13 protein-coding genes and 3 pseudogenes are annotated in these 15,759 nt (G+C 39.2%); 3 read left to right on the top strand and 13 right to left on the bottom strand.

Going from position 1 to position 15,759, the window contains the following annotated elements; translation table 11 throughout:
- Window positions 1-10 precede the first annotated feature (10 nt).
- The 8 genes and pseudogenes from JCM14932_RS02010 to JCM14932_RS01975 all read right to left on the bottom strand — a co-directional run bounded on the left by JCM14932_RS02010 (window position 11) and on the right by JCM14932_RS01975 (window position 7,642).
- Complete coding sequence (locus JCM14932_RS02010) at window positions 11-718, bottom strand: GntR family transcriptional regulator (protein WP_025023386.1); 708 nt, start codon at window positions 716-718, stop codon at window positions 11-13.
- Window positions 719-980: 262 nt separating this feature from the next.
- Window positions 981-1,831, bottom strand: a pseudogene (locus JCM14932_RS14255) (DNA/RNA non-specific endonuclease).
- A 3-nt stretch (window positions 1,832-1,834) separates the two neighbouring features.
- Window positions 1,835-2,407, bottom strand: a complete 573-nt coding sequence (locus JCM14932_RS14250) for a sunset domain-containing protein (RefSeq protein WP_025023385.1) — start codon at window positions 2,405-2,407, stop codon at window positions 1,835-1,837.
- A 54-nt stretch (window positions 2,408-2,461) separates the two neighbouring features.
- On the bottom strand, window positions 2,462-3,373 hold the full coding sequence (locus JCM14932_RS01995) for a LysR family transcriptional regulator (protein ID WP_025023384.1): 912 nt from the start codon (window positions 3,371-3,373) through the stop codon (window positions 2,462-2,464).
- Between the two features lie 105 nt (window positions 3,374-3,478).
- Window positions 3,479-4,933, bottom strand: a complete 1,455-nt coding sequence (locus JCM14932_RS01990) for a flavocytochrome c (RefSeq protein WP_025023383.1) — start codon at window positions 4,931-4,933, stop codon at window positions 3,479-3,481.
- Window positions 4,934-5,005: 72 nt separating this feature from the next.
- Window positions 5,006-6,382, bottom strand: a complete 1,377-nt coding sequence (locus JCM14932_RS01985) for a class II fumarate hydratase (protein WP_025023382.1) — start codon at window positions 6,380-6,382, stop codon at window positions 5,006-5,008.
- Window positions 6,383-6,579: 197 nt separating this feature from the next.
- On the bottom strand, window positions 6,580-7,017 hold the full coding sequence (locus tag JCM14932_RS01980; protein ID WP_025023381.1) for a flavodoxin domain-containing protein: 438 nt from the start codon (window positions 7,015-7,017) through the stop codon (window positions 6,580-6,582).
- A gap of 4 nt (window positions 7,018-7,021) precedes the next feature.
- Entirely contained in the window at window positions 7,022-7,642 is a 621-nt protein-coding gene (locus JCM14932_RS01975) for an NAD(P)-dependent oxidoreductase (RefSeq protein ID WP_025023380.1), read from the bottom strand.
- A 106-nt stretch (window positions 7,643-7,748) separates the two neighbouring features.
- Between JCM14932_RS01975 and JCM14932_RS01970 the strand changes: the two genes are divergently transcribed.
- Window positions 7,749-8,402 (top strand): histidine phosphatase family protein, encoded by a 654-nt coding sequence (locus JCM14932_RS01970; RefSeq protein ID WP_025023379.1) that lies wholly within the window; start codon window positions 7,749-7,751, stop codon window positions 8,400-8,402.
- Window positions 8,403-8,460: 58 nt separating this feature from the next.
- Window positions 8,461-9,120, top strand: a complete 660-nt coding sequence (locus tag JCM14932_RS01965; RefSeq protein WP_025023378.1) for a histidine phosphatase family protein — start codon at window positions 8,461-8,463, stop codon at window positions 9,118-9,120.
- 69 nt (window positions 9,121-9,189) lie between these two features.
- Here the strand turns inward: JCM14932_RS01965 and JCM14932_RS15825 are convergent, their stop codons facing one another.
- Window positions 9,190-10,473: a DUF5067 domain-containing protein gene (locus JCM14932_RS15825; RefSeq protein ID WP_025023377.1), complete on the bottom strand. Its 1,284-nt coding sequence runs from the start codon at window positions 10,471-10,473 to the stop codon at window positions 9,190-9,192.
- A gap of 158 nt (window positions 10,474-10,631) precedes the next feature.
- On the opposite strand from JCM14932_RS15825, the gene JCM14932_RS01955 reads away from it, so the two are divergent.
- Window positions 10,632-10,997 carry a hypothetical protein gene (locus JCM14932_RS01955; protein ID WP_025023376.1) on the top strand — a complete coding sequence of 122 codons (366 nt, stop codon included), beginning with the start codon at window positions 10,632-10,634 and terminating at the stop codon, window positions 10,995-10,997.
- Between the two features lie 48 nt (window positions 10,998-11,045).
- Here JCM14932_RS01955 and JCM14932_RS01950 read toward each other — a convergent pair whose 3' ends face one another.
- The 4 genes and pseudogenes from JCM14932_RS01950 to arcC form a co-directional block, all read right to left on the bottom strand.
- Window positions 11,046-12,233 (bottom strand): MFS transporter, encoded by a 1,188-nt coding sequence (locus JCM14932_RS01950; RefSeq protein WP_034542373.1) that lies wholly within the window; start codon window positions 12,231-12,233, stop codon window positions 11,046-11,048.
- Window positions 12,234-12,368: 135 nt separating this feature from the next.
- Window positions 12,369-13,097 carry an NrtR DNA-binding winged helix domain-containing protein gene (locus JCM14932_RS01945; RefSeq protein ID WP_025023374.1) on the bottom strand — a complete coding sequence of 243 codons (729 nt, stop codon included), beginning with the start codon at window positions 13,095-13,097 and terminating at the stop codon, window positions 12,369-12,371.
- Window positions 13,098-13,187: 90 nt separating this feature from the next.
- Window positions 13,188-14,763: pseudogene (locus JCM14932_RS14240) on the bottom strand (YfcC family protein).
- A gap of 63 nt (window positions 14,764-14,826) precedes the next feature.
- Window positions 14,827-15,756, bottom strand: a pseudogene (gene arcC, locus JCM14932_RS14235) (carbamate kinase).
- Window positions 15,757-15,759: the final 3 nt, after the last annotated feature.

Genomic DNA, 15,759 nt, shown 5'->3' with positions numbered 1-15,759 from the left:
CTTCTTTCATTTATTTAACTATGAACATGATCAAGTCACCGACAACGATCGATTGACTATAATAGACAAACTTACCATCCGCGATGCCTTTGGTCGTAACGTTTACCATCGGATCACCGACATTCAGATTGAATATCTTACGATTCTTGCTGGTGATTAGGCTAGCTTCAGTTTTGGAGTAAAACTCAGCTTGCATCACGTACCTCTTGGCCAAGTACGGAATCAAGTCCTTATCGACAATTTCTTTTTTATGAATCATTGGAAAAATATCAAATGGCAAAAAGACCTTTTCACTGAAGACTGGTTCATCATTCGCATAATATAGATATTGAAATGAGTACAGATAATCATCTTCACTCAAGCCCAGTTCTTCTCTGGCACGTTTCTCAGTGCCGTCAACGTTGATACTGAATTTTTCCAACTCTATTTTGGGATTTGCGCCCATCTTCGAAATCATCTTCGGAACATTTAAGTAGCTTATCCCAGGCTTAGATTCATCTTTCGACATGACGAAAGACCCTTGACCTTGTCTCTTATATATATATTTTCTGTTCTCTAGCTCTGTCAAAGCACGTCTGACAGTGATTCTAGAAACGTTATACAACTCTCCCAGTTGTTGTTCTGACGGCAACTTGCTATTCTCAGGCAGCTGTCCTGATTCAATTTGCCGCATCAACTCGTTCAACATACTTTGATACAGTGGTATTGCATGACCCATAGGAATTCCTCAACTTGTTATATTATTATAACAACCACGACTATATTAAAGCACCACGCTCCATTTATGTCAACGCTTTCACAATAATTGATATATATAGTGAATTTAAATTTAGCTACAAAGCACATTGTGCCTATAGTTGCCATCAAGATACTTGAAATAGTGAAACGTTTTTTTTAAAAAGTGCACATGAAAAAAAACAAAAAAAAACAAACATTCGTAATTTCCAAAAAAAAAAGCACATCTTTTCAGATGCACTTCCTTAGCCAATTTGACTCGTACCATCAGCATAATTAAGGGTAACTCCAGACTGGACATTAAAAATATAAACATTAAAATGCACCGCATCGTCACCAACAGATTGTGCCTCCATTTGAACACCACGTGCCAATAACTCATCGTTTCTAAATACTGGTGTTACACGATATCTGATGTAGTGACTATTACTCTGTTTCAAATAATAAGCAATATCCATTTCATGGGCCAACATCTCTGGACTATTCAACGAACGTGTCCCCGTGATCAAGTTCTTAGGATTATTATTCTGACCCGTTAATTGATAGCCGATCAGATGACTCCGGTTGTATAGCCAACCTGAGCTGATCCGTTTATTGTGCAACCAGTTGGACTCCAGGTTAATCCTTCACGTTTGGCGCTTGGCATCAGCGACGCATTAAGCATGGCATTAGCTGCAGTGGCTCGATTTAGATTATCGAGATCACCGTACGTCTGCCAGGCACCATTATTAGTCGACATATCTTCTTGTGAGAAGTTAGGATTATTATTATTGACGACAATTTCCTGTGTGCCGGTATATTTCAAGTTGGCTAGATCCGCAGTCGATGCAGTTTGAGAATTGTTATTGCTGTACTGAGTCTGGTCATGCTGACTCAAATAATCTTGATTCGAAGCAATTTGATCCTGCAATTTAGCAATCGACTTCTTCAATTTCTTATTACTTGCTTCTAACTTAGTTGCTTTCTTCTGATAAGAATAATCTTTAACTACTTCTGTCTTTGTACCATCTTTACTATCGGTTGAGTCAGTTTCAGAACAAGCGGTTAACGACATGGTCAACGTTATAACGGCTAAGATTTTAATTAAATTTTTCATATCCTACACCTTAGCCTTTCTGTAGCCAGCATTGAGGGCATCTTGTTCATTCTGGAAGTATACTGCATTGCTAGAATTCATATTGTAGCCACGTTGCCCTGGAACATGATAGATATGTGAATTCTTATTTCCAACGATTTGCCCACTCGAAGAAGTATTCATATCGCCTCGAGAACTCGTACTACTACTCGATGACGTACTGGTATTTGCTTGATATTGAGCTTGTTTGGCAGCTTTCTCGGCCTGTTTTTGTTGTTCCTGTTGCTGCTTTTCGGCGGCAGCTTGTTGCTCTGCAGCTGCCTTTTTAGCCTCTTCTTCTTGATTCTTGATATCAGTTACTTGTGATTGTGTTTTATTTTCTTGTGCGACTAATTTTTTCTTCTTAGCCAATAGTGCATCGTGTTCTTTTTTGGCAATATTATACTTATCCTTACCGATATACTTAACCTTTTGTGCGGCTTGAATAATATTACTGCCAAAGTCAGTTCCCGTCATGATTCCATATAACGCTGTCAATGACAGGACAAAGACCAAACTAGTCCAAACAATTCGTTTAACGCGTTTAGATATTCGCATCCCCTTTTCCCCCTATAATTTTTTCACTTCAATTGTATCAAAAAAGCGATTACTTCAATAGTAACCGCCCTTTGTATTCTTAATATTCATTTGTTTCAAGATATCGACTAGCTTCTGCTCATCTGGCTTCAGAATATAACTCTTTCGATGAACCACTGAGATGTTAAAGCTCTCCGGCAGTGGATTCGCAATGTCTAGGCGGACTAAGTCTTGATCATATGGACTCACCTCATCCGCAACCAAGATACCGATCCCGACATTAGCTCGGATCAGACTCTTGAACCAAGATATGTCAGGCGTATCATAGGCGATCTCTGGTTCGAATTCATAGTAATTACAATAGTCTTCTAGCATCTGCGAATGAACATATTTATCCGTCAATCTGACAAATTTTTCCTTCATTAACTTCCTAAAATCAATTGGTTCTGTACTCTGAGCAAGAGGATTTTTAGCGCTGACAATTACGCTGAAGGGACGACTGCCCAAGTACTCAACTTGATATTTCGGATTTTCGATCGGCTTGATCGTCGCGATAACGGCAATATCAACATTACCGTTATCGAGTTCTTCGAGTAATTCTGATGAACCACTTTCAGATATGTTCAATCTTTGAAAGAGTGATGCCTGTGCCAATTTTTGAACGACTTGTGGGAAATACAATGTTCCAATTATTGGTGGTAAGCCAAACTTGATTTTTTGACTATCGGCCGCCTTGATTTCCTTACGAGCTAGATCAAGGTTTTCTTGAATTACTTTTGATTTTTCGTACAGTAAATAGCCTGAACGAGTTATCTCTGTTTTTTGATGAACTCGATCAACATGGACTAATTTTGAATTAAATTCTTTTTCTAGTCGCTTCACAGCTTGCGTAATCGTTGGCTGCGAAACGGAAAACATTTCCGCAACTTCAGTATAGTTACGCTTCTCAACTAGAATTCGAAAGTACGACAAATCACGTGTATTCATATTGCTTAACCTACTTTGCGTTATTACCACACCTCGATTAGTTTCTAATTCTTAACGAATTGAATCCAACCCAGATCACAAAATAAATTATAACAATTTATTCCATTACTTACTTGTCTTCTCTAGGTTTTGAATAAATTTAAATGCTTGTTGTCCGGCTTGACGACCGAAGATGATTGTTTCAGCAATAGAGTTACCGCCGATACGGTTGTTACCATGCAATCCACCGGCAATTTCTCCACCAGCAAATAATCCCTTGATAGCTTGGCCTTTTTCATCCAATACATGAGTTTCGGCATCAATATTTAAGCCACCCATTGTGTAGTGAACGGCTGGGGCAATGTGGATCGAGAAGAATGGTCCCTTGACGATACTACGATCCATACCAGTTGTTCGACCGAACTCAGCATCGTTATGATCATCGACTGCTTTGTTCCATGTAGCGACTGTTGCTTCAAGAGTCTTAGCATCTAGTCCGATACTATCAGCCAATTCTTCAATGGATGAACCAGTTACAACCAATCCTACCTTATCGTAGAATTCGATAGCCTTAACACGGTCACGGATACCTTGATCAAGAATCAAGTATGCGCCATGTTCCTTCAAATCATCGATTGCGGCAGTGACATTCTTACGAGTGTCTAGTTCATTAACAAAACGTTTAGCTGATTTGTTTACCAGGATAGCACCTTCACCACGAACAGCTTCACCGATCAAGAATGGATGGTCAGTATCTTGTTGAACAGTTGGGTGAACTTGGACTTGATCCATATCAACTAACTTAGCACCAACAGCACTAGCTAAGGTGATACCATCACCAGTTGCACCAGGTGAATTAGTTGTGTTGTAACCTTCAAGATCGGGACGATATTTAGTAAGTAGCTTTTGGTTAGCTCCGAAGCCACCAGTGGCCAAAATAACTGCATCACCTTTAATAGTTGACTTCTCACCGTTGATTTCAACTTCTACTCCATCAATTGCGCCATCGTCTTGTAGTAATTCTTTGACTAAGACGTCAGTGAATAATGGAATATTTTCTTTAGCGACTTGCTTCAATAATTCCGTAACTAAGAAGCCGCCAATTGGAGCCATTGAACTTGGACGGTGTGTCCTCAATACACTCATCCCACCGGTTGTTGTTAAGTCATCCAATTCAATTCCATGACTTGCCAACCAATCGATTGCTAAAGCACCGTGAGTTGTGAAGAACTTCAATAGTTCAGGATTATTCTTCTTGCCACCGCCAATGAAGGTGTCATTGTAGAAATCATCCATGCTGTCAACGATCTTGTGATCCAATTGGACTGAAGTTTCACTAGCATTCATACCTGAAGATGCACGAGTAGTATTTCCTCCAATACTTGACATCTTTTCTAGGATCACTGGTGATAGTCCTAATTCATGTGCTTGAATAGCGGCTGTTAGTCCCGTCCCCCCAGAACCTACGATGATTAAATCATAGTGGTCTTGTAATTCACTGATATCAGTTGGTACAAATTTGAATTTTGCAGTTTGTTTCTTCTTATTAGCTTTTTTGATTTTACTGTGTTTTTTTGTCATTTTTTCTTTCCTGCCCTTATTTTGTTCTTCACTAAAAGAATTAGGGAGAGACTTTCGCCTCTCCGTAATCCTCTAAATATTTGTCATCTTAAGTGGGTCAACCCATTTGTCAAATTGTTCTTCAGTTACTAAGCCTGATTTAACAGCAGCTACTTTAAGTGTTGTTCCTTCTTTTTCAGCCGTTTGAGCAATTGTGGCACTTTCGTGATAACCGATGTGTGGTGATAGAGCTGTAACAGTCATCAATGATTGATCAACTAATTCTTCCATTCTATCAGCATTAACTGTTAGACCGTGGATCATCTTGTCAGCGAAGCCTGTCATTGTACCTGTTAGAAGTTCAGCAGATTCAAGGAAAGCACTGATAAGAACTGGTTTGTAGACGTTCAATTCGAAGTTACCTTGACTTGAAGCCATGCCGACAACGACATCATTACCCATAACACGAACAGCTGACATTGTTACAGCTTCAGCTTGTGTAGGGTTAACCTTACCAGGCATGATCGATGAACCAGGTTCGTTAGCTGGAATGTGTAATTCACCATAACCTGAACGAGGACCACTTGCTAAGAATCTGACATCATTAGCGATCTTCATTAAGTCAGCGGCCAAAGTCTTGATAGCGCCGTGAACAACGTTGAGTCCTGAATGTGCAGCTAATCCGTAGAACTTGTTTGTGTCAGCTGTGAACTTAACACCATAGACTTCTGTCATCTTCTTAGCGATGATATCAGCGAAGCCAGGAGCAGCGTTCAAGCCAGTACCAACAGCAGTTCCACCCATAGCGAACTCGCCAAGTGTTGGATTCAATTCCTTCAAGTATGAAAGATCATGTTCAAGCATGCTTGCCCAACCACTGACTTCTTGACCAAATGTTAATGGCGTAGCATCTTGCAAGTGAGTACGTCCAATCTTTACAACACTCCAGTATTTTTCTTGTTTGATCTTCAATTCATCGATCAAATGTTGAAGTGAATCTTCCAAATTATCAACAGCAACTGAAGCTACGATACTCATAGCTGTTGGGAAAATATCATTTGAACTTTGACCCTTATTAACATCATCATTAGGTAGGATTTCAATATCTGAATTAATTTTAGCTGCCATGTGAGCGACAACTTCATTAGTATTCATGTTTGTTTGAGTACCTGAACCTGTTTGATAGACAACTAATGGGAAGTCTTTTCTAAGATCTTCGTCATCTAGTGCCAATAACTTGTCGATTGACTCAACGATCAAATCAGCTTTTTTAGGATCGATCGCATCTAGTTCTTTATTAGAGATTGCTGCAGCTTTCTTGATTTGAAGTAAAGCCTTGATAATTACTAACGGCATCTTCTCACCTGTTGGGAAATTGTTTCTTGAGCGCTCTGTTTGAGCTCCCCATAAGGCGTCAGCTGGGATCTTTACTTCTCCTAAAGTATCTGATTCAATTCTGAAATCTGTCATATGTGTAACCTCCAATTATTGTGTAGCGTCAAAAATAGTGTAAACGCTTGCTTGTGATGTTTTTATCATAAATTGTCAGCGAAGTCATAGTCAAACCATATATTACTTATTAATAATATTTATGAGCTTGATATAACAGTATTTATAGACATACAAAATAAGCTCATCACCTAATTTAGTAATGAGTTTAAAATTTATTATTCAATACTTTTGATCACATAGTCTCCTAGACGTTCAACACGTTTCATGTCATCTTCGTCAGGATCTTCATTGATTTTAACTGAATCAGCTACCTGATCACCATTAGCTGAGTTTAACTGCATTGTGAAATAATCAACCGCACGTCCGTAATGAATGTGAGTCTTTGAACTTGAACCAAGTACGGCAAACTTAGTCTTCTCCAAGTCGACATCGAGCAAGTCTTCATAGAAATCTTGGGCTTCATCTGGAACTTGTCCATCGCCATAAGTGTAAGTCACAACAACGACCGCATCATATTCAGGAATCGAATAGGCATCCGCATCAACCATTTGTTCCAAGTCAACCTCAGCTTTATTTTCTAAGTATGTTGCTAAATGCTTAGCAATCTTCTCATTGCGACCACTCATACTGATATAAGTTACTAATATCTTCATTAAATTACCACCTTACACTGATTCTTTCGTTTTTATATTTATTATTTTCAATTTCATCGACCATTGCAATTGCATAATCAGCATAACTGATTTTACTTTGGCCCTTATTATCTGAAGTTAATTCTTCCCCTGCCAAAACGTACTTACCTGTGCGCTCGGCATCGTGATCGAAGTCCGCAGCCGGACTAATATAAGTCCAGTTGATATCACTATTTTTTAGTAGATCCAAGGCCTTACCCATTTCCTCACTCAAAGGTTTAACTGCGGCTGGAAAACCAGCACTTTGGAACAATTGTTCAGTGTGTTCTGCATTCAGATATAATGAACCAGCTCCACCGACTGCCAATAGTCTGGTATTTGAACCCTTAAGGATATCGATCAAGTGCTTAGTTGAAGGAACGTATTCCTTAACTGAGTCACCAAAGAATCCCAATGCATCAACGACTGCATCAAAACCTTTGAGATCATCGGCGGTAATATCATAAACATCTCTAACTAGATATTTATCAGTCACTGACTTTTCAGCACTGCGAACGATCGAAGTAACCTCGATTCCGCGATTTTCTGCTTCTTTAGCGATAAGAGAACCTTCCTTGCCGTTGGCACCAATAATTGCAATTTTCATCAACAAAATACCTCCACTAATATTAACTTTACACAATGGAGACACAAAGTTCTAAAATTATGGCTCCGTATTGTAAAATAAATATAGAAATATTGAGGAGGACATTATGTCAAAATATCAAATCTACTTGATCCGTCACGGAAAGACTTGGTTCAATCGTTATCAAAAAATTCAAGGTTGGTCAGATACACCGTTGACTCAAGATGGAATCGAAGTCGCTCACAGCGCTGCCAAAGCACTAAAAGACGTCAACTTCGCTGCTGCCTTCTCATCAGACACCAGACGTGCCATGGATACAGCTGAAATCATCGCTAAAGCAAACATGAACAAGCCATTACCACAAAAAATGACTGAATTCAGAGAGCAATTCTACGGCTCATTCGAAGGTGATAATATTGATGAGGCTTGGGATAAGATCTCCAATTCACACAATGCCAAGAACTATCAAGAGATCGTCTATAAATATGGTTTCGATGCCACAATGGACTTCGTTAAAGAAGCTGACCCTTTCCACGACGCTGAAAGTGCTGAGGAGTATTGGAATAGATTGGATCGTGGATTTGAAAAAATCGATCAAATCGCACACGATGGCGATAAAATTCTCTTAGTCACTCACAGTACAACTATCCTTTCACTCGCCTTCAAATATCAGGATGGTGACTACGAGCTCAACCAATTGCCAGGTAATTCCAGTTTGACGATGCTAGAACGAATCGATGGAACGAATCACGTTACTAGTTACAACCAAAAACTTCATTAATAGCAAGCGACAGACCTTTTGTAGTAAGATTATGTTATGAAATTCTGAGGAGGAAGAAATGGCAAAATATCAAATTTACATGGTTCGCCATGGAAGAACTTGGTTCAATCGTTACAACAAAATGCAAGGCTGGTCAGATACACCACTGGCACCTGATGGTGTTGAGGTCGCTAAAAAGGCTGCCCAAGCTTTGAAGGATGTCGATTTCAAAGCAGCATTTTCATCCGATGCGCGTCGTGCCATTGACACTTGTAAGTTGATCATGGATGCCAACGTGAACGCAGACAAAGTTCAACCTCAAAAACTAATGGAATTCAGAGAACAATTCTACGGTTACTTCGAAGGAATGAACTCCCCTGAAGCATGGTTCATGGTCGGACAACCTCACGGCGCTTCAACCTTTAGCGAAATCATTGCCAAACATAGCCTAGACGCTACTAAAGACTTCATGAAAGAGGCTGATCCCTTCCATGATGCTGAAAACGCTGAAGAATACTGGACTCGCTTGAATCGTGGTTTTAAGAAGCTAGATGAAATCGCCAAAGACGGCGATAAGATCTTGCTAGTTTCACATGGAACAACGATTCGCTCAATCACTGACCGTTATAACGCCGGTAACTTTGACGTAACTGAAAGCCCACAAAATTCCAGTTTAACAATGCTCGAACGTGATGATGGATTCAATCGTGTTACTAGTTATAATCAGATGCTTAGTTAGAGCGTGTTAATTAATATATATCTAAAAAAGATGACCGCTGAAATGAACATTTCAACGTGTCATCTTTTTTTAGTTTAGATCGATGTTCTTGACCCCAATAGTTTTAAATATTTGGTTAGAAAATTCCAGTTTAACTGTTGCATTATTCTCTAATTGATAGAATAAAACACCCTGTACTTCTGTCTTAGGCAGAACTGAACCTGACATATTATCATTACGTTGTTGTTCGATCACATTACCATCCGCATCCAACGGAATTCCATACGTCAAATCTTTATCATGTGTTTTCGTTTTTTGATAAGCATGAATGTACAGAGATGATGTTGTCATTGGATCTTGCTCTTTAGATGAGAAGTTTCCGTAGTCAACGTAAACTGCCAATATGCTTGTACCATCAGCAATAGTATAAACTTTGGAACCCGTAATCTTATAATAATCAACGTTAGTAGTATATGTATTACCAGCAACCGACCATGATTTATGTTTCTTTGTAGCTGTCTTTCCATCACTAACATCTTGTTGACCACTATTATCAACATTCGCAGCTTCATTATCGGTGCTTTCCTCATTCTTAACTGGTTTTGAATAATTTGGGTTTTTAACATAAATCGAGGTGCCTTCATTGGCTACCAAATTATTAATTTTTGCTACAACACTATATTCCTTTTTCTTTTTCTTAGCTGGACCATCCAAAACGACAGACCACTTACCATCAGCCCCAGCAACAACTGATTTAGCAACTGAGTAATCATTGTCAGCATCTTCAAATTTGATTTTAGCACCTGGATTAGATTCACCACTTACTTGTACTTGATTGTTACTATCAGATTCAATCGTTAAATCCCCAGTATCGTTATGGTTATTAATAGTAAGTTTAGTATATGCTGCAGCCGGTATGTCACTAACGGTTACCTTAACTGCCTCAGACTTCTTACCATTATTCTTAGCTGTAACCTTGTACGTCGAATTCTCCTCTAACCCTGTAACGGTGAACTTACCATTCTTATCGGACTTAACAGTTTTAAAGGTTGCTTCTTCGTCTACGTCATACAGTTTCACTGAAATTCTAGGAGATGTTTTTCCCTTCAAAATACCGGTAGAATTTGTACCTGTAATTTTAACTTTCTTTGTTTGAACCGTAACGGTTGGTGCTGGATTAGCCATATCATCGATTGAGTAGAATATCATCCCCACCGCAGGTAAACCAACAAATATTGCTACAACAATTGACGCAACCAAGAATACTGGAAATTTTTTAGTTGCGGTTCGCTGTTTGATCCCCTTATACATTAAATATCCAATTCCACCTAAAACAGCTAGAGATAGGATAATAATAAAAATATCTGCCCCCATGATTCATCCTCCCTATATCAAATACTATTTATTAAATAAATAATATCAGACATTTGAATTATTGTTACGGTTTTCACAAATAATATTAATTTATTATTTTATTAATAATCAATGATTAGTATAATTAGATTGAATTCATAGATAGGGGAGACTTCATTATGAAGAATTTAAAAATAAACATATGGACGGGGATTCTTGGAATCATCAATTGTGTACTATTTGCCATATCATGGCCAGTAATATTTAGTACTGCAGCGAGTGATGCTTTCACAGGTACAAACTTAACTAGTGGAACTGGATCATTTTTCTATTTCTTCGCTGCAATTGGCGTAGTGCTTAACATTATTGCACTTCTTAAAAGTAGAAAAGCAAACATTTCAATTGTTGGACCAGTTCTCGGTATAATCGGTAACGCATTATTCGTATTTACAGCTTCTATGGCATTTCCAGCAATTGTCGTACTAATCATCGGTACCGTATTTATTTTCTTGAACCACCCATCAAAAAACTCTGTTCAAAATTAATCTACAAATCAAAAAGACCGCCAACTGGCGGCCTTTTTTTAATATCCATTAATATGTTTCGGAAGTTCCAACTGCCAAAACAATAATACCTAGTATCAAGGCAACAACGAACATTCCAAAGACGACAGGAATTCCAAAGCCCATACCGATCAACATACCGATAAGATAAGGACCAAGTGTTGCGCCAATACGACCGATCGATTGTGAGAATCCAACGCCCATTCCACGAATATCAGCCTTGAAGTGACTTGGTGTGAAAGCAATCAATGCCCCCCAAGCACCTAAGTTGAAGAATGACAAGAACGCACCACTCGCCAACAACATCCATTCACTAGATGCAACGCCGAAAACTGAAGCACTGGATATCGTTCCAATTAAATACATAGTTAAAATATTTTTATGACTGATTTTTCCCATCAACCATGCTGCCAAATAATAACCTGGCAACTGCGCCAAACTCATTATCAATGTATATTGAAAACTGTGAATAATTGAAAAACCGCGTATTACCAATACACTCGGAAGCCATAGAAACATACCGTAATACGAGAACATTACGACAAACCAGAGAAAACTCAGTGCCATTGTCTTACCAATAACATCATGGTTGAAAATACCCGCAAATTGTTCCTTCAAACTAGTCTTTTCTTTTTTCTCATAATTCTCTGGTAAGTGACGGCGCATAACAAAAGCGTACATCATTACAAAGAATGTAACGACAACACTAGCACGCCAACCATACATTGGTGTAACGGTGTTAGAAATAACGGCAGCTAGAATCCAACCAATGGCCCAAAAACTATCAGCCATAATCAACATCTTAGCTTGTGTCTTACCCTTAAAATTATCGGCTAACATTGTAGCCGCAACTGGTAATTCTCCACCTAGTCCCATACCGGTAATAAATCTGACCAGCATGAATTGATTGACATCTTTCGTAAATGCCAGTAATAAATTACCGACGGAGAAGACTATCAGTGTGACGATCATTACATTTTTACGGCCAAATTTATCAGCCAGGTAGCCACAGAGAAGCGAACCAAACACCATACCTAACGAAGTAACTGAACTAACATATCCGACTTGAGCTGGAGTCAAATTCCACTCAGTCTTGATCAATGGCATAATAAATGACAGCAATGCGACATCCATCGCATCAAACAACCAAGCTGTACCAATGACTAATAAGAGCTTGCGCCCTTTCTTTGTACTTTTTTGAATCAACGTATCTTGCATGTTGTCCCCTTTTTATGATTATTGACATTCCGGAATATCAATAATTTTATTTTTGACAATCAATATATTGATTTAGGTACTTTATACCTTTAAAGATAAAAAGAGCTTAACATCACGCTTACAGTGCTGTCAAGTTTATTTCAATCGATAGATTTTGGCTGGACGACCAGAACGCGGCTTATGTTCATAGCCAGAGTCGACAAATAGACTACCGTGGGTCTTTCTGAAATTAGAATTATCAATTTCAGAAAGTTTAACTCGTAGAAAAATTGCATAGATCATGCGTGCTCTTCTCAAAGTGAATGTCGGACCAAGCACCAACAAGATCGTTGGTAAATAATCCAAGCGATTGCGAATTCGTGTGAATGCCGTTCGCAAAATCAATTCATGATCAGAGACTAAGACGTGATCAGTTGTTGAATAAAATTTTTCGTCAGAAACTTTTTCGGATAGAGTTTTGAACTCTAAATCACCGTTACGCAACTGATAGCTGTGATTATTGGCAGAGATCCTGAACCATCTGGCATCGTCAGCTCCATAGCCGGCAACTAACTTGGGCATGTCTGGTAAATAAATCATATAGGTCAACGACAACGTACGCTCACCCTTGACCCGATTCACGTTGGTAAAAGTTTGGAGTTGCTCCGTATTGACCTTTGATAATTTAACACCGATCTTTTCTTTGACCAATCGCAAAGAAGCCTCATCTGCACTTTCGTTCTCACGCAAATAAGTCATTGGTAAGCCCCACTTACCCTTATATGGACTTTCAGAACGTTTTAACAGGAGAACCAACAATGAATTTGACTCAATGTCAAAACTCCAAATAACATTTGTAATACTTATCAATGGTCTATTTATCATTTCTTATAAAGCTCCTTGTATCTGATAAGTTATATTTTACTATTCAAAATAAAAAAGCCATACACTTTTCGTGCATGACTTGTAATTTACTTATGAGAATACAACTTCCATAACTAGAAGTGTTCCACCAAAGACTAATACGAACGCAACGACTGGCCAAACGAATCTTACCCAGTGTGAATACTTCATGTTCAACATTTGAAGTGTCGCCATAACTAATCCGGTTGGTGCCAAGAACAACATAGCATATTGGCCGAACTGATAAGCTGTAACGACAGCGAAACGAGGAATATTAACCGTATCAGCTAATGGAGCAAAGATTGGCATTGATAGAACAGCCAATCCTGAAGATGAAGGAACGATAAATCCTAGTACGAAGAAAATGAACATCATAACGATGATGAAGATTGGTCCACTAACGTGTGAGACCAACGATGATGATGACTGCAAAATAGTATCTGAAATATATCCATTGTTCAAAACAATATTGATACCACGTGCTAAACCAATGATCAATGAGACACCGAACCAAACTAGAAGCACCATTAACAAAGGCATCGATAACACCTTTTTCACCAATACCATTGTGACCAGTTGCAGTTAAGAACATGATAATAATAGCAAATGCCAAGAATGATGAGGCCATTGTTGGGAACCACCAACCTTGTGACATAACACCCCAAACCATGATTGGAAATGCCGCAACGAATAGAATCAAGATAAACTTCTTGCGTCCGGTAAAAATCGACTTCTTACCTTTCTTTTCATCACTTGATTCAACTGACCACATACTATTGAATTCTTCGTGATCATCGTACGTATACGAAGATGTAGGATCATTTTTGACTTTTTTACTGTACCAGTACAAGTAGCATTCCAAAACGATCGCAGCGATCACTAATCCAGTTGCACGCCAAACGATACCTTCAGTGAAAGGAATACCGGCAGCGTTAGATGCAATAACGGCTGAGAATGGGTTGATCGTTGAGAAACAAGTTCCGATCGAACTGGATAAGAAAATTGCACCAACTGAAACGATCGAATCATAACCCATCGCGATAAAGATAGGAACTAAGATCGGATAGAACGCAACAGCTTCCTCTTCAATACCGCAGAGTGTTCCACCAAGTACCATCAAGATAGAAACCATGAAGATCAATAGGAACTCGTGTCCCTTAGTCTTCTTAGTCAACGCCATTAGTCCTGATTCAAAGGCACCACTGGCCTTAACAACACCGATCAAACCTCCCAGTACGAAGATGAAGACCATGATGTCGACCGCTTCAATCGTACCTTGAACCATACTCTTAGTGATAGCACCGACTTGAGCGGGCTTTTGCTTTAATCTTTGATACGTGTTAGGAATTGAGACCGCATCGGTGATACCACCGGATGTGAATTGCTTGATGTCGATTTTGACACCCAGTTTATCCAATTCTTTTTGTGTGGCTGGTACACGAGAGACCTTGCCGGTGGGACTGGTAATCTTCAAGTTGGGACTGCTGTAAACCATCTTCGAGTATGCTCCAGCAGGAATAGTCCATGTCGCTATAACGGCAACGATTGTCAAAATAAACAGTATGACGAAGGCACCTGGCATCTTTAATTTGAATCTTTTCTTTTTTGGTGCTTTTGGTGTTTCGCTAACTGCTCCTACATTTCCCATAATTTCATCTCCTGTAAAATATCTCAAAAAATAGAGAGGTGGACTGGCCACCTCTCACATAAATTACTTCTTAATGATTGTGCCGACTTTTCCAGCAAGTGCATCATCCAAATGATCTAGGGATGTGACCAATGCACTGCGGTTATTATTTCCTTAGACAAAATTCAAACATGCTTGAATCTTTGGCAACATACTACCGGCAGCAAATTGACCTTCGTCAATGTACTTGCGAGCTTCGTCGCTGTTGATTTCTGTCAATTTCTTTTCATTATCCTTACCGAAGCTTACGTATACATAATCGACGGCTGTTAGAATAACTAGTGTATCTGCGTTGATCTTGTCAGCTAACAGGGCACTTGAGCGATCCTTATCAATTACAGCTGGAACTCCTTGAAGTCCTTCACTATTCTTGATAACGGGCACACCGCCGCCACCGCCAGCGATGACTAAGTTATCACTTTCGATCAGATCGTTGATACTCTTCAATTCGACAATTTCCTTTGGGAGTGGTGATGCTACAACACGACGATATCCGCGTCCAGCGTCTTCAACGAATGTGTAACCTTTCTCATCTTTGAATTTCTTCGCAGTAGCTTGGTCGTAGAAGGCTCCAACTGGTTTAGTTGGATTTTGGAAAGCCGAATCGTTGGCATCTACTTCAACTTGAGTAATAACGGAAACGACGTTCTTATCGATCTTTCTTCTGTGAAGTTCATTTTGAAGACTCTGTTGTAAATGATAGCCAATGTAACCTTGGCTCATTGCTCCGCATTCTGGAAATGGAAAAGCTGCAGTCTGTCCATGTTCAGCAGCGTAATTCATTCCAAGATTGATCTGTCCAACTTGAGGACCATTTCCGTGACTAATAACAACTTTGTTACCAGCCGCAACTAGTCCAACAAGTGAATTAGCGGTATTCTTAACTAGTTTTAATTGCTCCTCAGGAGATTTGCCTAGGGCGTTTCCACCGAGAGCTACGACCATTTTTGACATTTT

This window comes from Companilactobacillus nodensis DSM 19682 = JCM 14932 = NBRC 107160 (genome assembly GCF_000615905.1).
GTDB lineage: Bacteria > Bacillota > Bacilli > Lactobacillales > Lactobacillaceae > Companilactobacillus > Companilactobacillus nodensis.
Note: the sequence above shows the minus strand (reverse complement) of the source record. Positions and strands in the feature narration are given on the sequence as shown.

Coding starts and splice junctions, on each gene's coding strand:
- JCM14932_RS01980 (WP_025023381.1), bottom strand. CDS start 7,017: ATGAAGATATTAGTAACTTATATCAGTATGAGTGGTCGCAATGAGAAG.
- JCM14932_RS01990 (WP_025023383.1), bottom strand. CDS start 4,933: ATGACAAAAAAACACAGTAAAATCAAAAAAGCTAATAAGAAGAAACAA.
- JCM14932_RS01985 (WP_025023382.1), bottom strand. CDS start 6,382: ATGACAGATTTCAGAATTGAATCAGATACTTTAGGAGAAGTAAAGATC.
- JCM14932_RS01955 (WP_025023376.1), top strand. CDS start 10,632: ATGAAGAATTTAAAAATAAACATATGGACGGGGATTCTTGGAATCATC.
- JCM14932_RS15825 (WP_025023377.1), bottom strand. CDS start 10,473: ATGGGGGCAGATATTTTTATTATTATCCTATCTCTAGCTGTTTTAGGT.
- JCM14932_RS01995 (WP_025023384.1), bottom strand. CDS start 3,373: ATGAATACACGTGATTTGTCGTACTTTCGAATTCTAGTTGAGAAGCGT.
- JCM14932_RS01975 (WP_025023380.1), bottom strand. CDS start 7,642: ATGAAAATTGCAATTATTGGTGCCAACGGCAAGGAAGGTTCTCTTATC.
- JCM14932_RS01950 (WP_034542373.1), bottom strand. CDS start 12,233: ATGCAAGATACGTTGATTCAAAAAAGTACAAAGAAAGGGCGCAAGCTC.
- JCM14932_RS02010 (WP_025023386.1), bottom strand. CDS start 718: ATGGGTCATGCAATACCACTGTATCAAAGTATGTTGAACGAGTTGATG.
- JCM14932_RS01970 (WP_025023379.1), top strand. CDS start 7,749: ATGTCAAAATATCAAATCTACTTGATCCGTCACGGAAAGACTTGGTTC.
- JCM14932_RS01945 (WP_025023374.1), bottom strand. CDS start 13,097: ATGATAAATAGACCATTGATAAGTATTACAAATGTTATTTGGAGTTTT.
- JCM14932_RS14250 (WP_025023385.1), bottom strand. CDS start 2,407: ATGCGAATATCTAAACGCGTTAAACGAATTGTTTGGACTAGTTTGGTC.
- JCM14932_RS01965 (WP_025023378.1), top strand. CDS start 8,461: ATGGCAAAATATCAAATTTACATGGTTCGCCATGGAAGAACTTGGTTC.